This is a genomic window from Amycolatopsis sp. NPDC051716 (genome assembly GCF_040681595.1).
Classification (GTDB): Bacteria; Actinomycetota; Actinomycetes; order Mycobacteriales; family Pseudonocardiaceae; genus Amycolatopsis.
Window position 1 is genome coordinate 56,529 of sequence record NZ_JBFAZA010000015.1, and the last position, 15,049, is coordinate 71,577.

12 protein-coding genes are annotated in these 15,049 nt (G+C 70.5%); 8 read left to right on the forward strand and 4 right to left on the reverse strand.

The genetic code is table 11. The features are described from left to right. Positions 1-8: 8 nt before the first annotated feature. Positions 9-719 carry a creatininase family protein gene (locus AB0M30_RS21745; protein ID WP_364586134.1) on the reverse strand — a complete coding sequence of 237 codons (711 nt, stop codon included), beginning with the start codon at positions 717-719 and terminating at the stop codon, positions 9-11. A 28-nt stretch (positions 720-747) separates the two neighbouring features. Here AB0M30_RS21745 and AB0M30_RS21750 point away from each other — a divergent pair, with 28 nt between their 5' ends. The 4 genes from AB0M30_RS21750 to AB0M30_RS21765 all read left to right on the forward strand — a co-directional run bounded on the left by AB0M30_RS21750 (position 748) and on the right by AB0M30_RS21765 (position 4,852). Then, on the forward strand, positions 748-1,548 hold the full coding sequence (locus AB0M30_RS21750) for an inositol monophosphatase family protein (RefSeq protein ID WP_364586137.1): 801 nt from the start codon (positions 748-750) through the stop codon (positions 1,546-1,548). Positions 1,549-1,686: 138 nt separating this feature from the next. Continuing rightward, the gene (locus AB0M30_RS21755) at positions 1,687-3,174 is read left to right on the forward strand and encodes a protein kinase (RefSeq protein WP_364586139.1); all 1,488 of its coding nucleotides are present in this window, start codon (positions 1,687-1,689) and stop codon (positions 3,172-3,174) included. Between the two features lie 124 nt (positions 3,175-3,298). Beyond that, positions 3,299-4,357, forward strand: coding sequence for a glycosyltransferase (locus AB0M30_RS21760; RefSeq protein ID WP_364586566.1), 1,059 nt, complete (start codon positions 3,299-3,301; stop codon positions 4,355-4,357). Positions 4,358-4,504: 147 nt separating this feature from the next. Continuing rightward, on the forward strand, positions 4,505-4,852 hold the full coding sequence (locus AB0M30_RS21765) for an SLATT domain-containing protein (RefSeq protein WP_364586142.1): 348 nt from the start codon (positions 4,505-4,507) through the stop codon (positions 4,850-4,852). A 41-nt stretch (positions 4,853-4,893) separates the two neighbouring features. On the opposite strand, the gene AB0M30_RS21770 is transcribed toward AB0M30_RS21765, so the two are convergent. Next, positions 4,894-8,130 (reverse strand): GH92 family glycosyl hydrolase, encoded by a 3,237-nt coding sequence (locus tag AB0M30_RS21770; protein ID WP_364586145.1) that lies wholly within the window; start codon positions 8,128-8,130, stop codon positions 4,894-4,896. A 92-nt stretch (positions 8,131-8,222) separates the two neighbouring features. Then, positions 8,223-9,545, reverse strand: coding sequence for a PLP-dependent aminotransferase family protein (locus AB0M30_RS21775; protein WP_364586148.1), 1,323 nt, complete (start codon positions 9,543-9,545; stop codon positions 8,223-8,225). A 47-nt stretch (positions 9,546-9,592) separates the two neighbouring features. Between AB0M30_RS21775 and AB0M30_RS21780 the strand changes: the two genes are divergently transcribed. After that, positions 9,593-10,588 (forward strand): aldo/keto reductase, encoded by a 996-nt coding sequence (locus AB0M30_RS21780; protein ID WP_364586151.1) that lies wholly within the window; start codon positions 9,593-9,595, stop codon positions 10,586-10,588. Here AB0M30_RS21780 and AB0M30_RS21785 read toward each other — a convergent pair. After that, a complete protein-coding gene (locus tag AB0M30_RS21785; protein ID WP_364586154.1) occupies positions 10,516-11,418 on the reverse strand; it encodes a LysR family transcriptional regulator in 903 nt (300 codons plus the stop codon). The genes AB0M30_RS21780 and AB0M30_RS21785 overlap by 73 nt on opposite strands. An 82-nt stretch (positions 11,419-11,500) precedes the next feature. Here AB0M30_RS21785 and AB0M30_RS21790 point away from each other — a divergent pair, with 82 nt between their 5' ends. The 3 genes from AB0M30_RS21790 to AB0M30_RS21800 all read left to right on the forward strand — a co-directional run bounded on the left by AB0M30_RS21790 (position 11,501) and on the right by AB0M30_RS21800 (position 15,047). Continuing rightward, complete coding sequence (locus AB0M30_RS21790; RefSeq protein WP_364586157.1) at positions 11,501-12,751, forward strand: MFS transporter; 1,251 nt, start codon at positions 11,501-11,503, stop codon at positions 12,749-12,751. Between the two features lie 80 nt (positions 12,752-12,831). Next, complete coding sequence (locus tag AB0M30_RS21795) at positions 12,832-13,428, forward strand: TIR domain-containing protein (protein ID WP_364586160.1); 597 nt, start codon at positions 12,832-12,834, stop codon at positions 13,426-13,428. Continuing rightward, positions 13,425-15,047: an AAA family ATPase gene (locus AB0M30_RS21800; RefSeq protein ID WP_364586163.1), complete on the forward strand. Its 1,623-nt coding sequence runs from the start codon at positions 13,425-13,427 to the stop codon at positions 15,045-15,047. The genes AB0M30_RS21795 and AB0M30_RS21800 overlap by 4 nt, the downstream gene beginning before the upstream one ends. Positions 15,048-15,049 lie beyond the last annotated feature (2 nt).

Genomic DNA, 15,049 nt, shown 5'->3' on the forward strand with positions numbered 1-15,049 from the left:
GGCGGGTTCTAACCCGCCTTACCACTCACGAGCACCTCGAGCACCCCGGCGAAGCGCTGGACCAGCGTGTCCAGCACGACGTGCCCCTTGGCCGCGCTCGCCAGCGAAGGACGGCCGACCACCCCCGACTCCGTGTACGCCCGCAGGCCCAGCGTCAGCAGGTGCTCCCGGTCGGTGACGTGGTCGGCCGCCTCGTACTCCGGGCGGACCAGGTGCGGGTGGGCGTGCAGCAGGATCGACGTCTCCAGCTCGCCCGCGTGCATGTCGTCGTCCAAAGACGTCCGCAGGCCGGCCGCGGTGTGCGCCGCCTGCCAGTCCGCGACCCCCGGGAACAGCGCCATCGCGCCCGCCGCCTCCTGGACCACATTGGACAGTACGTAGTTGCCGCCGTGCCCGTTGACCAGCACGAGCCGGTCCACCCCGGACGCTTTCAGGGACGCGGCGACGTCGGTGACCACGGCGTGCAGCGTGCGCGCCGAAATGCTCACCGTGCCCGCCCAGCCCGCGTGCTCGTGCGAGCACGAGATCGTGATCGGCGGCAGGTGGAGGACGGGGTACGCCTCGGCCACCGCGCCGGCGAGGGTGGCCGCGATCACCGTGTCGGTGGCCAAGGGGAGGTGCGCGCCGTGCTGCTCGAAGCTGCCGACCGGCAGCACCGCGACCGACGCCCGCCGCTCCTGCTCGTCGGCGGTGGTGGCGAGCGGGAACAGATCGGTCATCTCCGCGGCCCTTCTCTATGTTGGTGGCATGACCGAGCATGCCGCACTACTGGACGTCGCGCGCGAGGCCGTGGCGAAGGCGACCGAGATCGTCCGGTCGCGCCCGAGTTTTTCCGTTTCCGCGAAAGGCGATCGCGACCTGGTGACCGACGTCGACACCGCGGTCGAGGACGCGTTGCGGGAGTTCCTCACCGCCGAGACGCCGGAGATCGGGATCCTCGGCGAGGAGCGCGGCCGCAGCGGGGACGGCGGTGGCCGCTGGTGGGCGCTCGACCCCATCGACGGGACCGCGAACTTCGCCCGCGGAATTCCGCTCTGCGGGATTTCCCTGGCGCTGGTGGACGGCGAGCACAGCACGGTCGCCGCGATCGCGCTGCCGTACCTCGGCGTCACGTACACCGCCGCGCGCGGCGAAGGCGCCTTCGCGAACGGAAAGCGCCTCGGCGCTTCCACCGCGACGGAAATCTCCGACGCGATGATCGCCGTCGGGGATTTCGCGATCGGCGAGCTCGCCGAGGAGAAGAACCGCGCGCGGCTGACGCTGCTGTCGGACCTCGGCGCGCGGGCGCAGAAGATCCGGATGCTCGGCACCGCGGCCATCGACCTCTCCTGGGTGGCGGACGGAAAGCTCGACGCCGCACTGATCCTGTCCAACAACCCGTGGGACACCATGGCCGGCGTGCTGCTCGTGCGGGAGGCCGGCGGCGCCGTCGTGGACCGCGACGGCAGCGAGCACACGGTCGGTTCGGCGGCGACGATCGCGGTCGGCGCCGGGCTGCGCAAGGAGATCGTGGACGCACTTGATCGGGCGTACGGGGTTGTTCGTTAGGATTCCTGGGTACACCGTGGGCGGCGCCACAGCGCTGGTTTGCGCTGTCCGCGCAAGGTTTTCGGTTACGTTGGTACCGGTCGGCCGCGCAGGCTGGCATGCTGACCGGATCTCGTCGGCCACATCGGAGAATGGTGGATGCTCGTGGAAAGTCGCCGGATCCGCGATCGGTACCGGCTGCTCGAGCCGATCGGCGGCGGCGCGATGGGCACGGTGTGGCGAGCCCAGGACGAAAAGCTCGACCGCACCGTGGCGATCAAGGAACTCCTGCTGCCGCACGACCACGACGAGCAACGCACCCAGGAGGCGAAGAACCGCGCGATGCGCGAGGCGCGGATCGCCGCCCGGCTCCAGCATTCCCACGCGATCACCGTGTTCGCCGTCCTCGAGGAGGAGGACCGGCCGTGGCTGGTGATGGAGTACCTGCCGTCGAAGAGCTTGGCCCTGGTGCTCGGCGAGGAGCCGGCCACGGTGGACGACGCCATCCGCGTCGGCGTCCAGATCAGCTCGGCGCTGGCCGGCGCGCACCGCGCCGGGGTCGTGCACCGCGACGTGAAGCCGGCCAACATCCTGGTCTCCGAGGACGGCACGGCGAAGATCACCGACTTCGGCATCTCGCGCGCGATCGGTGACGTCAAGCTGACGGCCACCGGGGAGATCGCCGGAACGCCCGCGTACCTGGCGCCCGAAGTGGCCCGCGGCGAGGACGCGGACTTCGCCGCCGACGTCTTCTCGCTCGGTGCCACGCTGTACGCCGCCGTCGAGGGGCAGTCGCCGTACGGCACCGCCGACAACCCGATCGCCTTGCTCTACAAGGCCTCCAGCGGCGAGATCGTGCCGCCGGAGAAGGCGGGCCGGCTGACGCCGCTGCTGCTGCGGATGCTCGCCTCCGAGCCGGCCGAGCGCCCGTCGATGGACGAGGTCGAGCAGGAGCTGATCGCGCTGCTGCCGGACGCGGAGCCCGGCGACTCGGTGCTCGCGGCGACGGTGCCGGAAACCGAGCCGCCCGCGGTCCCGACCGTGCCGGCCGCCGTCTCCGTGCCCGCGGGCGAGGTCACCACGGTGTCGCCGGGCGCGCGCAAGGGCCTGATCGCCGTCGGGGCGGGCGCGGCGCTGCTGTGCGTGGCGGTCGTCGTGGCGATCCTGCTGGTCGTGCGGCAGCGGGCGCCGCAGGACAACAACGTGGCCGCGCCACCGCCGTCGCAGACGCCGTCCACCTCGGCGCCCGCGAGTCCCTCGGCACAGTCGTCGACGCCCGCGCCCTCTTCGCCGCCGACGTCGGCCACCTCGGCTCCGGCGACCGCGCCGGTCTCACCGACGATTTCGACGGTGTCCTCGACGAAGACGGCGGCCCAGGCCCTGAGCGACTACTACTCGCTGCTCCCGAACAATCCGCAGGCGGCGTGGAACCTGCTCACGGACAAGTTCAGGGCCTCGCGCAACCAGACCTACGAGAAGTACAAGAACTTCTGGAGCCAATACCGGAAGGTGGAGGCGTCCAGCGTCAAGGAGGTCGGGACCAACCAGGTCACGGCACACGTCACCTACGACGGGGCCAAGCCCGAGAACGACACCTTCACGCTGGTCCAGGTGAACGGAATCTGGATGATCGACGCGCAGAGCTGAACCTTCCCGGCGCGGGGTGCGTGTGACGTATGAGCCGTCACCGCCGTCGACCCACGCTGGAGGTAGCCGTGTCTGTTTCCGAACCCGACCTGCTCCGGCGCGCGCGATGAGGCCCGCCGACCCGATGGTGTTCATCCTCCCGGCCGCGCCGCCGGGCAGCGACACCTACGACAAGCGGATGTGCCAGAACCTGCCCGCCGTCGGGCAGCCGGTGCTGGAGCTGCCGATCGCCGGCGACTGGCCGGAGCCGGATGCGACGTCGAGACGGAGACTGGCGCGGTCGCTCGCCGCGCTGCCGGACCGGACGGTCGTGCTGCTCGACGGCATGATCGCCTCCGGCGTCCCCGAGATCGTCGTCCCGCACGCGCGGCGGCTGCGTTTGGCCGTGCTGGTGCACCAGGCCCTGGCCGACGAGCCGGGGCTCACCCCGTCGCACGCCGCGGAGCTGGACGCGTGCGAGCGCGAGACGCTGCGGATGGCCGGCATGGTCGTCGCGACCAGCCCGTGGCTCGCCCGGCTGCTGATCGACCGCCACGACCTGGACCCGGGCCGCGTCTACGTCGCCAAGCCAGGAACGGACGCGGCCCCGCTCGCGGCGGGCGCGGACGGCGTGTCCCGGCTGCTCTGCGTGGGGGACGTGACCCGCCGCAACGGCCATGACGTGCTGGTCCAGGCCCTCGGCGAGGTCGACCACCTGGCCCTGTCGTGCGTCTTCGCGGGCTCGCTGGAGGCGGACCCGGCGTTCGTAGGCGAGCTCGGCTGGTCGATCGAGCGCCTCGGCCTCGGCAACCGCATCACGCTGGCGGGCGACGCGGTCGACCTCGGCGCGGCGTACAACGCGGCGGACCTGCTGGTCATCCCGGCCCGCGCGGCGACCTCCGGCATGTTCGTGGCCCAGGCACTGGCCCGCGGCATCCCGGTCCTGGCCGCCGAGGTCGGCGGGGTGTACGACGCACTGGGCGTCGACGCCGACGGCGAGATGCCGGGCCTGCTGGTCGAGCCGGACGACCCGTTCGCTTTGGCCGACGCGCTGCACCGCTGGTACGCGGACCCGGAGTTGCGCCGCTCGTTGCGGACGGCGGCCTTGGGCCGGGGAAGCGCACTGGAGGAGTGGGAAGTGGCGGCCCGGCGGCTGACGTACGTCCTGTCGCGGCTGGCGTCGGAACCGCGGATCGTCGCCTGACGGCCTTGCCGGAGTGCTGAGATTCCACGACCCTGGCCCGATGCCGTTCAAGCGTTCGGGGACCGACCGCCTGCTCGAGTTCGATCCCGGGTTGCTGGAGATCGCCGGCCCTGAGCCGGATCGTCCATCGTCCGGGTAGCGGCTCTTGTGCTGACGGCGGCCTCGACCGTCGTGCTGGGGTTCCAGGAGATCCCCGCTCGTGCCTCGATCGCGCTGCCCATGGTCGCGTTGGTCACGGTGCTTGGCGGCCTGGAAACGTTCTTCAACTGGCGCTCGCGCTGGGTGCTGATGGAGGAGACGCGGTACCGGCTGAACCAGTTGCGCGATGAAGTGGACTACTACATCGTGACAACACCGACAGCCGAGTTGAGTCGTGAGCGACTCGATCAGTTCTTTCACCGGCACCAGGTGGTCTGGGCGGACTCGAGCCGCCGCTGGCTCGAGTTCCGCGCGCTGGACCGGCCACCACAGCCGAACATCCGGTCCTCGCCCTGACCTGGCGGAACGGTTCGCCGGTGCCCCGGCGAACCGGACCGTCACGCCAGGGTGAGCGCGTAGATCTCCACCCGCGGGTCGTTCGGCAGGCTCACCGACTGCACGGTCTTCCCGCCGTCCAGCCCGCCGGAAATCCCGAACAGCCGGACCGGCGGCCCGTCCACCCCGCTCCCGGCCTTGATCCGGTGCGGCATCTCGAGCACCACCGGGCTCCCGGATCCCGCCCAGTCGCCGAAGGTCACGGACAGGTCGGCGCTCGTGCCGTCGGTGTAGTGCGCCGTCAGCGTCGTCGACACCGGTCCGTTGTGCGACGCCCCGACCAGCTTCAACGCCGCGTGCTGACCCGCCGGGAGCAGCAGCGACTGCCCGCGGGCCTCCACGAAGTTCGCCGCCGTCCCCGAAGCGTCCGGCGCCGCGTACGTGACGCCGTCCCAGACCACCGGCCCGGCCGCCGGGAGCAGCGAAGCGTCGTAGCTCCAGCCGCCCCCGTCGAAGTTGCCTTCCGTGGACGCGGCCACGGTCGCCGTGCCGTCATGGTTGCGGTCGCGGCCCAGGTCCACCGCGCACTGCGGGCCGGCAGACACGCACGCCGACGGCGTCCGGACCTCGATCGTCGCCGAGCGGGTCACCGTGTTCGCGCCCAAGCCCGACACCGTCACCTGCACCGGGTAGGTCCCGAGAGCCGCGCCCACCGGCACGTTCACCGTGATCGGCACCGTCCGCTGCACCGGCAGCCGTCCGGACCAGATCAACTCCCACGGCTGGACCCGGGTCTTCCACGGCGACGTGACCGACACCGTCACCGGCTGCAGCACCGGGTTCTGGGCCACCACGTCCAGGTCGAGGTGGACCTGCTGCGCGGTGCCGGACGGGATCACCACGGACGTCTGCCGCAGCGAAGCGTCGACGTGCCGCCGCGAGTCGCCCGGCGCGTTGTTCACCGAAGGCGGTGCCGCGGACGGCGAGGTTCCCCACGAAGACGGCCGGGTGCCGAGCTGGTGGGCCAGCGTCCCGCCGTGCGCCAGGGAAGCCCAGTCCAGGGACGTCTGCCGGACGTCCCGGCCGTTGAGCGACACGCGCTGGATGTACCGGTTCGCGTCGCTCGCGCCCGGCGCCGACACCGTGAGCGTCCCGCCCTGCGCGGAACCGTACTGTCCGATCCGGACGGTCGCCGACTCGAACTGCGGGCTCGACAGCGCGAGGAAGTTCGCGCCGCTCATCGTCGGGTACAGGCCGAGCGACGAGAAGACGTACCAGGCCGACATGGTGCCGAGGTCGTCGTTGCCGGTCATGCCGTCGGGGCCGGTGGTGAACAGCGTCATCGCCGCGCGGACGACGGTCGCCGTCTTCGCCGGCGCGCCGACCCAGTTGTACATGTACGGCGCCAGCAGGTCGGGCTCGTTGTTCGGGTTGTACGTCGCCTTGCCGTAGTAGTCGTACGGGCTGGCGATCCAGTCCTTCCGGGCGGTGCCCGTGGGATCGGTCAGCAGCTTGTCGTACGCGAAGAAGGAGTCAAGCCGCTTCTCGGTCGTCTTCTTGCCGCCCATCAGCGAGACGAGCCCGCTCGGGTCCTGCGGCACGAGCCACTGGTACTGGTAGGCGCCGCCCTCGTGGAACTGGTGGCCGGCGTCGACCGGGTTGTACGGCGTGACGAAGGTGCCCTCGGTCGTGCGCGGGCGGAACTGCTGGATCGAGGAGTCCCACAGGTTCTTGTACCACTGGCCGCGGTCGGCGAACATCTTCGCGTCGGCGCCGTGGCCCAGCCCGCGGGCCATCAACGCCAGCGCCGCGTCGGCCGCCGAGTACTCCATGGTCGCCGACGCCGGGTGCTCGCAGTCGTTGTCGCCGCCCTTGGCCGCGCAGTCCTTGCCGAGCTCGAGCCCGCTCGGGATGTACCCGCGGTCGTTGTAGTAGTTGACGCCGGAGCGGCCGTTGTACGGCGAATCGGCGGGTGGCGTGCTCGTCGCGTTCTTCTTGAGCAGCGCGTACGCCTCTTCTTCGTGCCCGGCGAGCAGGCCCTTCGACCACGCCTCGACGAGGAACGGCGTCACCGGGTCGCCGGTCATGATGTTCGTTTCGCTCTCGGCCAGCGCCCACCGCGGCAGCCACCCGCCGTCGCGCCCGATGGCGACGACCGACAGTGCCACGTCTCGCGCCACCTGGGGTTCCAGCATCTCCAGCAGCTGGTTCTGCGGCCGGTAGGTGTCCCACAGCGAGAAGTTCTGGTACGGCGTGTAGCCGCTCGCGGCGTGCACCTTGCCGTCGAAGCCGGTGTACGCGCCGTCGGTGTCGCCGGCCAGGTTCGGGTGCAGCTGCGCGTGGTAAAGCGCGGTGTAGAACGCCGTCTGCCGCTCGGTCGTGCCGCCGGCGATCTTGATCGCGCCGAGCCGGTCCGCCCACTGCTGGCGCAGCGCGGTGCGAGTGGCGTCGAAGTCGAAGTTCGACGTCTCCGCGGCCAGGTTCTTCCGGGCGCCGTCGAGACCGGTGTAGGACAGGCCGACCTTGAGCACGACGTCGTGGTCGGTGGTCGCGTCGAAGCTCGCCCAGGCACCGTTGCCGCCGGTGCCCGCGGCGTCGCGGCTGCCCGGCGTGCGCGTCGAGTCGCGCCAGGTGCCGAACGAGCTGAACGGCCGGTCGAAGGTGGCGGTGAAGTAGACGGTGTGTTCGTCGTGCCCGGCGCAGAACCCGCCGGCCTTCACCCGCCCTTCGAGCGTCCGGTCGCCGACGACGTGGATCTCGGAGTCCTTGACAGACTGGTTGGCCTGGCCGGTGTTGAACAGGACGTTCGCCGCGCCGGTCGACGGGAACGTGTAGCGCTGCCACCCGGTGCGCGCGGTCGCCGTCAGTTCCGCGTTGACGCCGTACTTCTTGAGGCCGACGCGGTAGTAGCCGGGCTCGGCGTGCTCGTCGTCGTGGCTGTACTCGGACCGGTAGGCGTTCTTGTCAACGTTGTCCACGGCGCCGGTGGTCGGCATGATCGGCAGCTCGCCCATCACGCCGCAGCCGACGCCGGACAGGTGCGTCTGGCTGAAGCCGTAGATCGCGTTCTGCAGGTAGTCGTAGCCGCCCTGCCCGCCGGTGTCCGGGCTGACCTGCACCATTCCGAAGGGCGCACTGGCGCCGGGGAACGTGTTCCCGAAGTTCTGCGTGCCGACGAACGGGTTGACCAGGCTCACCGGATCGACCGGTGTGGCGGCGGCCGCGGTGGCCTGGGTCGTGGCGGCGACCACGAACACGGCGGCCGCGGCGGCGATCAGTGGTCTGCTTGGCGACCCCATGGGGCGCGCACCTCCCAGGTGACAACGTTGTCAGAAGCGGACTGTCCAGCAGCTTTTCACATCGGGGGGCATTTGAGAAGGCGGCAAGCAGGTCAAGCCGTTGTCATCGCTCGCCGGAGCAGCCGGGCGGCGGCTTCGACGCCGGAGTCGGCGAGGTTGCCGTAGCCGAGGACGAGGGCGGGCTCGCCGGGAGCCGACCGGTAGCCGTCGAGATCGGCCACCTTGACGCCGGCCGCCTTCGCCTTCCGGACGACGGCCGCGGCGTCCCGGTCGAGGTGGAGCAGGAGGTGCAGCCCGGCGGCGGCCCCGGAGAGCCGCGCGGGCCCGAGCGCGGCGACGAGCCGGTCGCGCCGGGCGCGGTACCGCAGCCGGGCGCCGCGCAGGTACCGGTCGTAGCCGCCGCTTTCGACGAAGCCGGCGAGCGCGAGCTGGTCGACCAAGGGTGGCGGGTGTGCGTGCACCGTCCACTGTGGAGGCAGGACGGCCCAGCCCAGCCCGAGCGCGGGGCTGAGCGTCTTGCTCACCGACCCGAAGAGCGCGACCCGCGCCGGGTCGGTGCCCTGGACGGTGCCGACGGGCCGCCGGTCGTACCGGAACTCGGCGTCGTAGTCGTCTTCGAGGATCAGCCCGTCGACGTCCCGCGCCCAGCCGAGGAGTTCGGCCCGCCGCCGCGGCGAGAGGACGGAGCCGGCGGGGAACTGGTGCGCGGGCGTGACGAGCACGGCGCGGACGCCCGTCGGAATCCGCCCGACGTCGATGCCCTCGTCGTCGACCGGCACCGGGTCGACGGTCATCCCGGCGCTCTCGGCCGCCCGCCACAACCGCGTCCACCCGGGATCTTCGACGGCCAGCCGCGTGCGGCCGCGCTCGACCAGCGCGCGGCACACGCCGGTCACGCCGTCGGTGACGCCGCCGCAGACCAGCACGGTGCCGGGCGCGGCGCCGCGGACGCGCCGGAGGTACTCACCCAGGACTCGCCGCAGCCGGGGATGGCCGCCGGGCTCGAGCAGGCCGAAGTCCGGGTGCGGGGTGGTCGTGAGGACCTCGCGCACCGCTTCGGCCCACGGTCGGCGGGGGAAGTTCCGCAGGTCGGGCAGGCCCGGCGCGAGGTCGAACCGCGGCGGCGTGACGCGCGCCGGTTCCGCCGCCACCACCGCGTCACCCACCCGCCGGACCCGCGTGGCCGACCCGGTGTGCCCGGCCAGGTACCCCTCGGCGACGAGCTGGGCGTAGGCCTGCGTGACGACCCACCGTGAGCATCCGAGGTCGGCGGCCAAGCGGCGGCTCGGCGGGACGGTGCCCTCCAGAACGCCGTCTCGGATCGCCTTTCGCAAGGCCCTGGCCAGCTGTTCATGCTTCGGACCCGGCCCCGCCGGCTCCAGCAGCACACCCCAATCGGTCTGTGATCCCGCCACGTTATTGGACTGTAGTACCGGACCGATCCGGGCTTAGCGTGGTCGGCATGAAGAAGGTGGAACTGGGCCGGACCGGCCGGCGGGTGAGCCAGGTGTCGCTGGGCTGCATGACGATGGGCACGTCGACCGACGAGCCGACGTCGGCCCGCATCCTGGACGCGTACCTCGATGCGGGCGGCGACTTCCTGGACACGGCGAACTGCTACGCGTGGTGGGCGCCGGACGCCACGGGCGGCGAAAGCGAAGCACTCCTCGGCCGCCTTTTGCGGGGCCGCCGCGACCGGGTCTTCCTGGCGACGAAGGTGTCGGCGGGGATCACCGACCTCCCGGCGGCGCGTGCCGCTCGTCATCCGGACGGCACGGTGGACTGGGACGCGGTGGAGCGCACGTTCGAGGGCGCGGGTGCCGCGGTGATCGAACGCGAGGCCGAAGCGAGCCTGCGGCGGCTGGGTACCGACCACATCGACCTCTACTACGTCCACGTGGACGACCGGCGCGTCCCGCTCGAGGAGACACTGTCCGCTTTGGACGGACTGGTCCGCGCCGGCAAGGTGCGGCACATCGGCTGGAGCAACGTCCGCACGTGGCGCCTGGAACGCATCCGGTCCCTGGCGCTGGCCAACGGGTGGGCTTCCCCGGTGGCGGTGCAGGTCCAGCACTCCTACCTCCGCCCCGCGGCGGGCGTCGAGGCGGCGTCGATCGCGAGCGGCGAGCTGCTGGACTGGCTGGCCGCACACCCGGACGTCTCGCTGGCCGCGTATTCCTCGCTGCTGCGCGGGATCTACGACGACGCCACCTACCGCGAGTCCACGCCGGTGTGGCGGTCCTACGCGGGTCCGGACGCCGAAGCCCGCCTGACCGCGGTGGCCAAGGTGGCGGCCGAACTCGGGGCCACGGGCAACCAGGTGGCGCTGGCGTGGCTGCTGCACCACGGCGTCATCCCGCTGATCGGGCCGCGGACCTGGGCGCACTACGAGTCGATCGCGCCGGCCTTCACGTTGGAGCTGCCGGAGGAGCTGTTGTCCTTGCTGGACAACGCGTAGGCGGTGGCGAGCAGCGCGGCGACGCTCGGCTTGTGCTCGTCGCGCCGCCGCCACGTCATGGTGATGTCCGTGGTCGTCCCGGCCAGCGGAAGGGCGACCGCGCCCGCGTGTTCGGCGAGCGCGGGCACGATCCCGCACCCCAGGCCGGCGGCCACGCACCGCGCGAGGGCGGCGAGGCTCCCGACTTCCGCCTCGACGACGGGTCCGTCGATCCGGTCCAGCATTTCCCGGAAGCCGCAGCCGTTCGGCGTCGCGAGGAAGCCGACGCCGTCGAGGTCGCCGGGCCGGATTTCTTCCTGCCGCGCCAGGGGATGCCCGGGCGGGACGATGACGACGAGCGGTTCGGTGCCCAGCGACGCACTGGCGAGCGCCGGGTCGGCCGGTGGGTCGCCGAAGGTGAAGCAAACGTCCATATCGGACCGTTGCACGGCTTGGTAGAGCTCGCCGCGGCTGCCTTCCGCCAGGCTGACCCGCACGCGCGGCCACCGCGTCCGGTACTCGCCGAAGAGGGCCGGGATCCGTTGCGCGCACAGCGTTTCCAGAGCGCCGATGGTCAGGTCGCCTTCGGGCTCACCACGCTCCTCGTCGACCGCGGCCCGGGCTTCTTCGACGAGTTCGAGCACCTGGTCCGCGTAGCCGACGAGCCGTTCCCCGGCGCCGGTGAGCCGCAGCCGCCGCCCGCGTTCGAACAGCTTCGAGCCGAGTTCGGCTTCCAGGGCCTGGATCTGCTCGGTGACGCTGGACTGCGCGTAGTGCAGCTCGGCGGCGGCGTGGGTGAAGTTGAGCGTCCGCGCGACGGCGCGGAAGGTGCGCAGGTGGCGCAGTTCCATGGCATCCCCCATCGGCGTTCCCGATACCCGTCATCGTAACTGCCTGCTTCCACCGGGATCACCGAGCGTCCAGGCTTTCGGTGTGGCAAGACTCCTCATCGGCCTTTCGCTGGGCTACTTCCTGGTCATGCTGGACACGACGATCGTGACGGTCGCGCTCCCGGCTCTCTCGCCGTCCCTGCCGGCACAGCAATGGATTTCGAACGGCTACACACTGACGTTCGCGGCGTTCCTGCTGACGGCGGGGGCATGGTCGGACCGCTTCGGCGCCCACCGGGTGTTCTCGGTCGGCCTGGTCTCGTTCGCGACGCTGTCCGGTTTGTCGGCGCTGTCGTTCTCGACCCCCATGCTGATCGCGCTCCGGGCACTTCTCGGAGTCGCGGGCGCCCTGCTGGTCCCGTCGTCGTTGTCCCTGATCGCGGCGGCCTACCCGGTGCCCGCCGCGCGGGCGAAGGCGATGGGGGTGTGGGCCGCGGTGAGCGGAACCGGCCTGGTGGCGGGCCCGCTCCTGGGCGGCCTCCTGACCGAGGCGTTCGGCTGGCGGGCGATCTTCCTGGTCAACGTCCCGGTGGCGGCGGTCGCCTGGACCCTCTCGCGGTCGGCTCCCGCGACCCCGGCAAGGCCCGGCCGGATCGACGTCCTGGGCCAGGTCTCGGCCGTAGCCGCTTTGTCGACACTGACGTACGCCCTGACCGAGAGCTCATGGGTTGCCTTGCTGCTCGCCGTCACCGCGGCCGCGGTGTTCGTACGGTCCCAGCGCCAACCGGAGGCGATGCTCCCGGCCCGCCTGTTCTGTAAACGCGCGTTCCCCCTGGGGCTGGTCGCGGGCGCGATCGCGAACTTCGGGTTGTCCGGAGTGCTGTTCGTGCTGTCGCTGTATTTCCAGGAAAAGCGCGGTTACCCACCATCGGCGACGGGCCTGGCCTTTCTGCCGCTGACGATCCCAACGGCATTCAACCCGATTTTCACCGGCCGCATGGTCGCCCGTTTCGGCCCCCGCATTCCGGCGGTCTCGGGCTTCCTGTTGATGTCGGCGGGCACGCTGACCCAGGCGTATTCGACCTCGGTGGCCCTCTCGGTGGTCGCATTGGCACTACTGGGCTTCGGAGTCTCACTGGCCATCCCCTCGCTACTGGCGGCGGTGGTCGCCGCGGCCCCACCCGAGCTGACCGGCACGGCCGGCGGCGCGTTGAACGCGTCCCGCCAGACGGGAGCCGTGCTGGGCGTGACGGTCCTCGGTGTTCTCTCATCCGGAACGTCGACGGCGTTCGCGTTGGCCGCCGCCGCTGTGGTGCTGCTCGCCGGCGCCGTGCTGGCCGTGTCCACTTTTTAGCAAGTTTTTGGACATTATCGCGGTTATTGACCACCGCGTGTCCTGGTAAACGGTCCTTCGGGATGCTTATCATCGTCGGCGTGCCCGGCTACAAGTATGATCTGTTCATCAGCTATCCCCGTCGGGGAACTGCGTCGAAATGGCTGCTGACCAACTTCTATCCCTGGCTTGTCGACTTTCTCATCGACGAAGTCGGTTCCGAACCGAAAATCTTCCTCGACAAGGGGATGCATCGCGGTGTGCACTGGCCTTCGCAGCTGGAGAGCGCCCTGCGGCACAGCAAGATCTTGGTTGCTGTCTTGTCGGCGCCTTACTTCACGTCGAAGTGGTGCATGGCCGAGTGGGGCAGTATGCAAGCGCGTGAGAAACTCCTCGGCCTGGCGAGCCCGCAATGCCCGCAGGGCTTGATCTACCCCATCCGCTACTCGGACTCGAACGCCTTCGAGGAAGAGGGACTCAGGCGATCGTGGTGGGACTTCAAAGGGCTGGACAACCCGGGGCCCGGGTACCAGGACACCCGGGACTGGCACTCCTTCCAGCAGAAGGTCAGGCAGTGTGCGCAAGACCTTGCTGAACTGCTGAAACAGGTACCTCCGTGGCAGTCGGACTGGCCGGTCATCGCGCACCCGGATCCGGTGCTGCCTCCACCGCCGCTGCTGCCGAGGTTCGGCTCATGACCGGGACTGTCATCACGTTCTACTCCTACAAAGGCGGAGTAGGGCGCAGCTTCACGCTGGCCAACGTCGCCCTCGTGCTGGCCAGGTGGGGTTACCGAGTCCTCACGATCGACTGGGATCTCGAGGCTCCGGGCCTGCACCACTACTTCCGTCCGCTGCTGCCCAAGATGCCCAAGGGCGGCGTCGTCGACCTGGCTTCCGATTTCCTCGCCGGCGCGGAACGCCCGGCTCGGCACGCGATCCGGCTCGATTTCGCGGAAGGTGAGGTCTCGCTGCTGGCCGCCGGCCGGCAAGACGCCGATTACACACGCAGAGTTCAGTCCATCGACTGGCAAGATCTTTACCGCGACGGGTTCGCGGAGTTCCTGGAGCGGTGCCGGGCCCAATGGACCGAGAAATACGACTTCGTCCTGATCGACAGCCGTACGGGGATCTCGGATATCGGCGGCATCTGCACCGCACACCTGCCCGATCGCCTGGTGGTCCTGTTCACCGCCAACCAGCAGAGCGTCGAAGGTGCCGTGGACATCGCGCACCTCGCGAACCTCGCTCGCGACCGGCTGCCCTACGACCGTCCGCCACACCTCGTGCTGCCGATCCTGTCCAGGTTGGACAACCGGGTCGAGTACCAGCGGGCCGAGGCCTGGCAACAACGGTGTGCGGAAGTCGCCTCACCGCTGTTTCGGAACTGGCTGGCCAAGAGTGTGACCCAGGACCTGATGCTGCGGCACACCACCGTGCCGTACGTGTCCTACTGGAGTTTCGGTGAGCAGTTGCCGGTCCTCGACGAACGCACCCCGTCGCCGGATCAGGTCTCGTTCGCCATGGAGACCGTCGCTGCTGTCCTGGCGCAGCAGTTCGACCGCACCGACCTGCTCGCCGACAACCGGGACGCGTACGTGGCCGCGGCCCGTACCCAGCGGCAGTCCTACGACCTGGACCTGCTGGTGTCGGTTCCCCGGCCGGAACCGAAGGTGGCCACGGAGCTGATCGAGGGGCTGGGCGAGTTCGGCCTGCGCGTGGATCGGTCGTTCTCCGGCGATCCGGCGTTCCTGGAGCAGACCGGCAACCCGGCCAAACACCTCTGCCTCGTCGTGGACGGTGGGGTGAGCCGGTGGCAATCGATGGAGGCGGAACGGTTCCTGCGGCACACCCTGGACGCCGACGCTGGACGGCAGCTCTTCTGCGTACTCACCCGAACGACCGACCCGGACCGGTTGCCGGCGTTTCTCCGCAACCTGCGGCTCTTCCAACTCGACGCCAGCACCCGGCCCCGCCAGGTCGCACGGCTGCTGCACGAGATCATCACGGACTCGGTGCCGAGCCGACCCGATTCCGACCAGGCCGCATTGCAGGATGCCGTCTCGGCGCTGAGCAAGGTGCCCACCGAAGTGGGGCATCGCGGACGTTGGCCCCTCGTCCAGCAGACGGTGGCCGATATGACCGCGGCGTGGCAGGACGGCGATATGCCGCTGCTCAAGGACCTCACGGTGGATCTCGAGCAGCTGAGCGAGGTCCGGGCGAACGGCAGCCGCTTCGCCGCGCCGGAAGGACTTCGCGAAGACATCGACGCACTGCTCAGCCGGATCGAGCGGCGGATCACCGTGTTCACCGAGTGAGG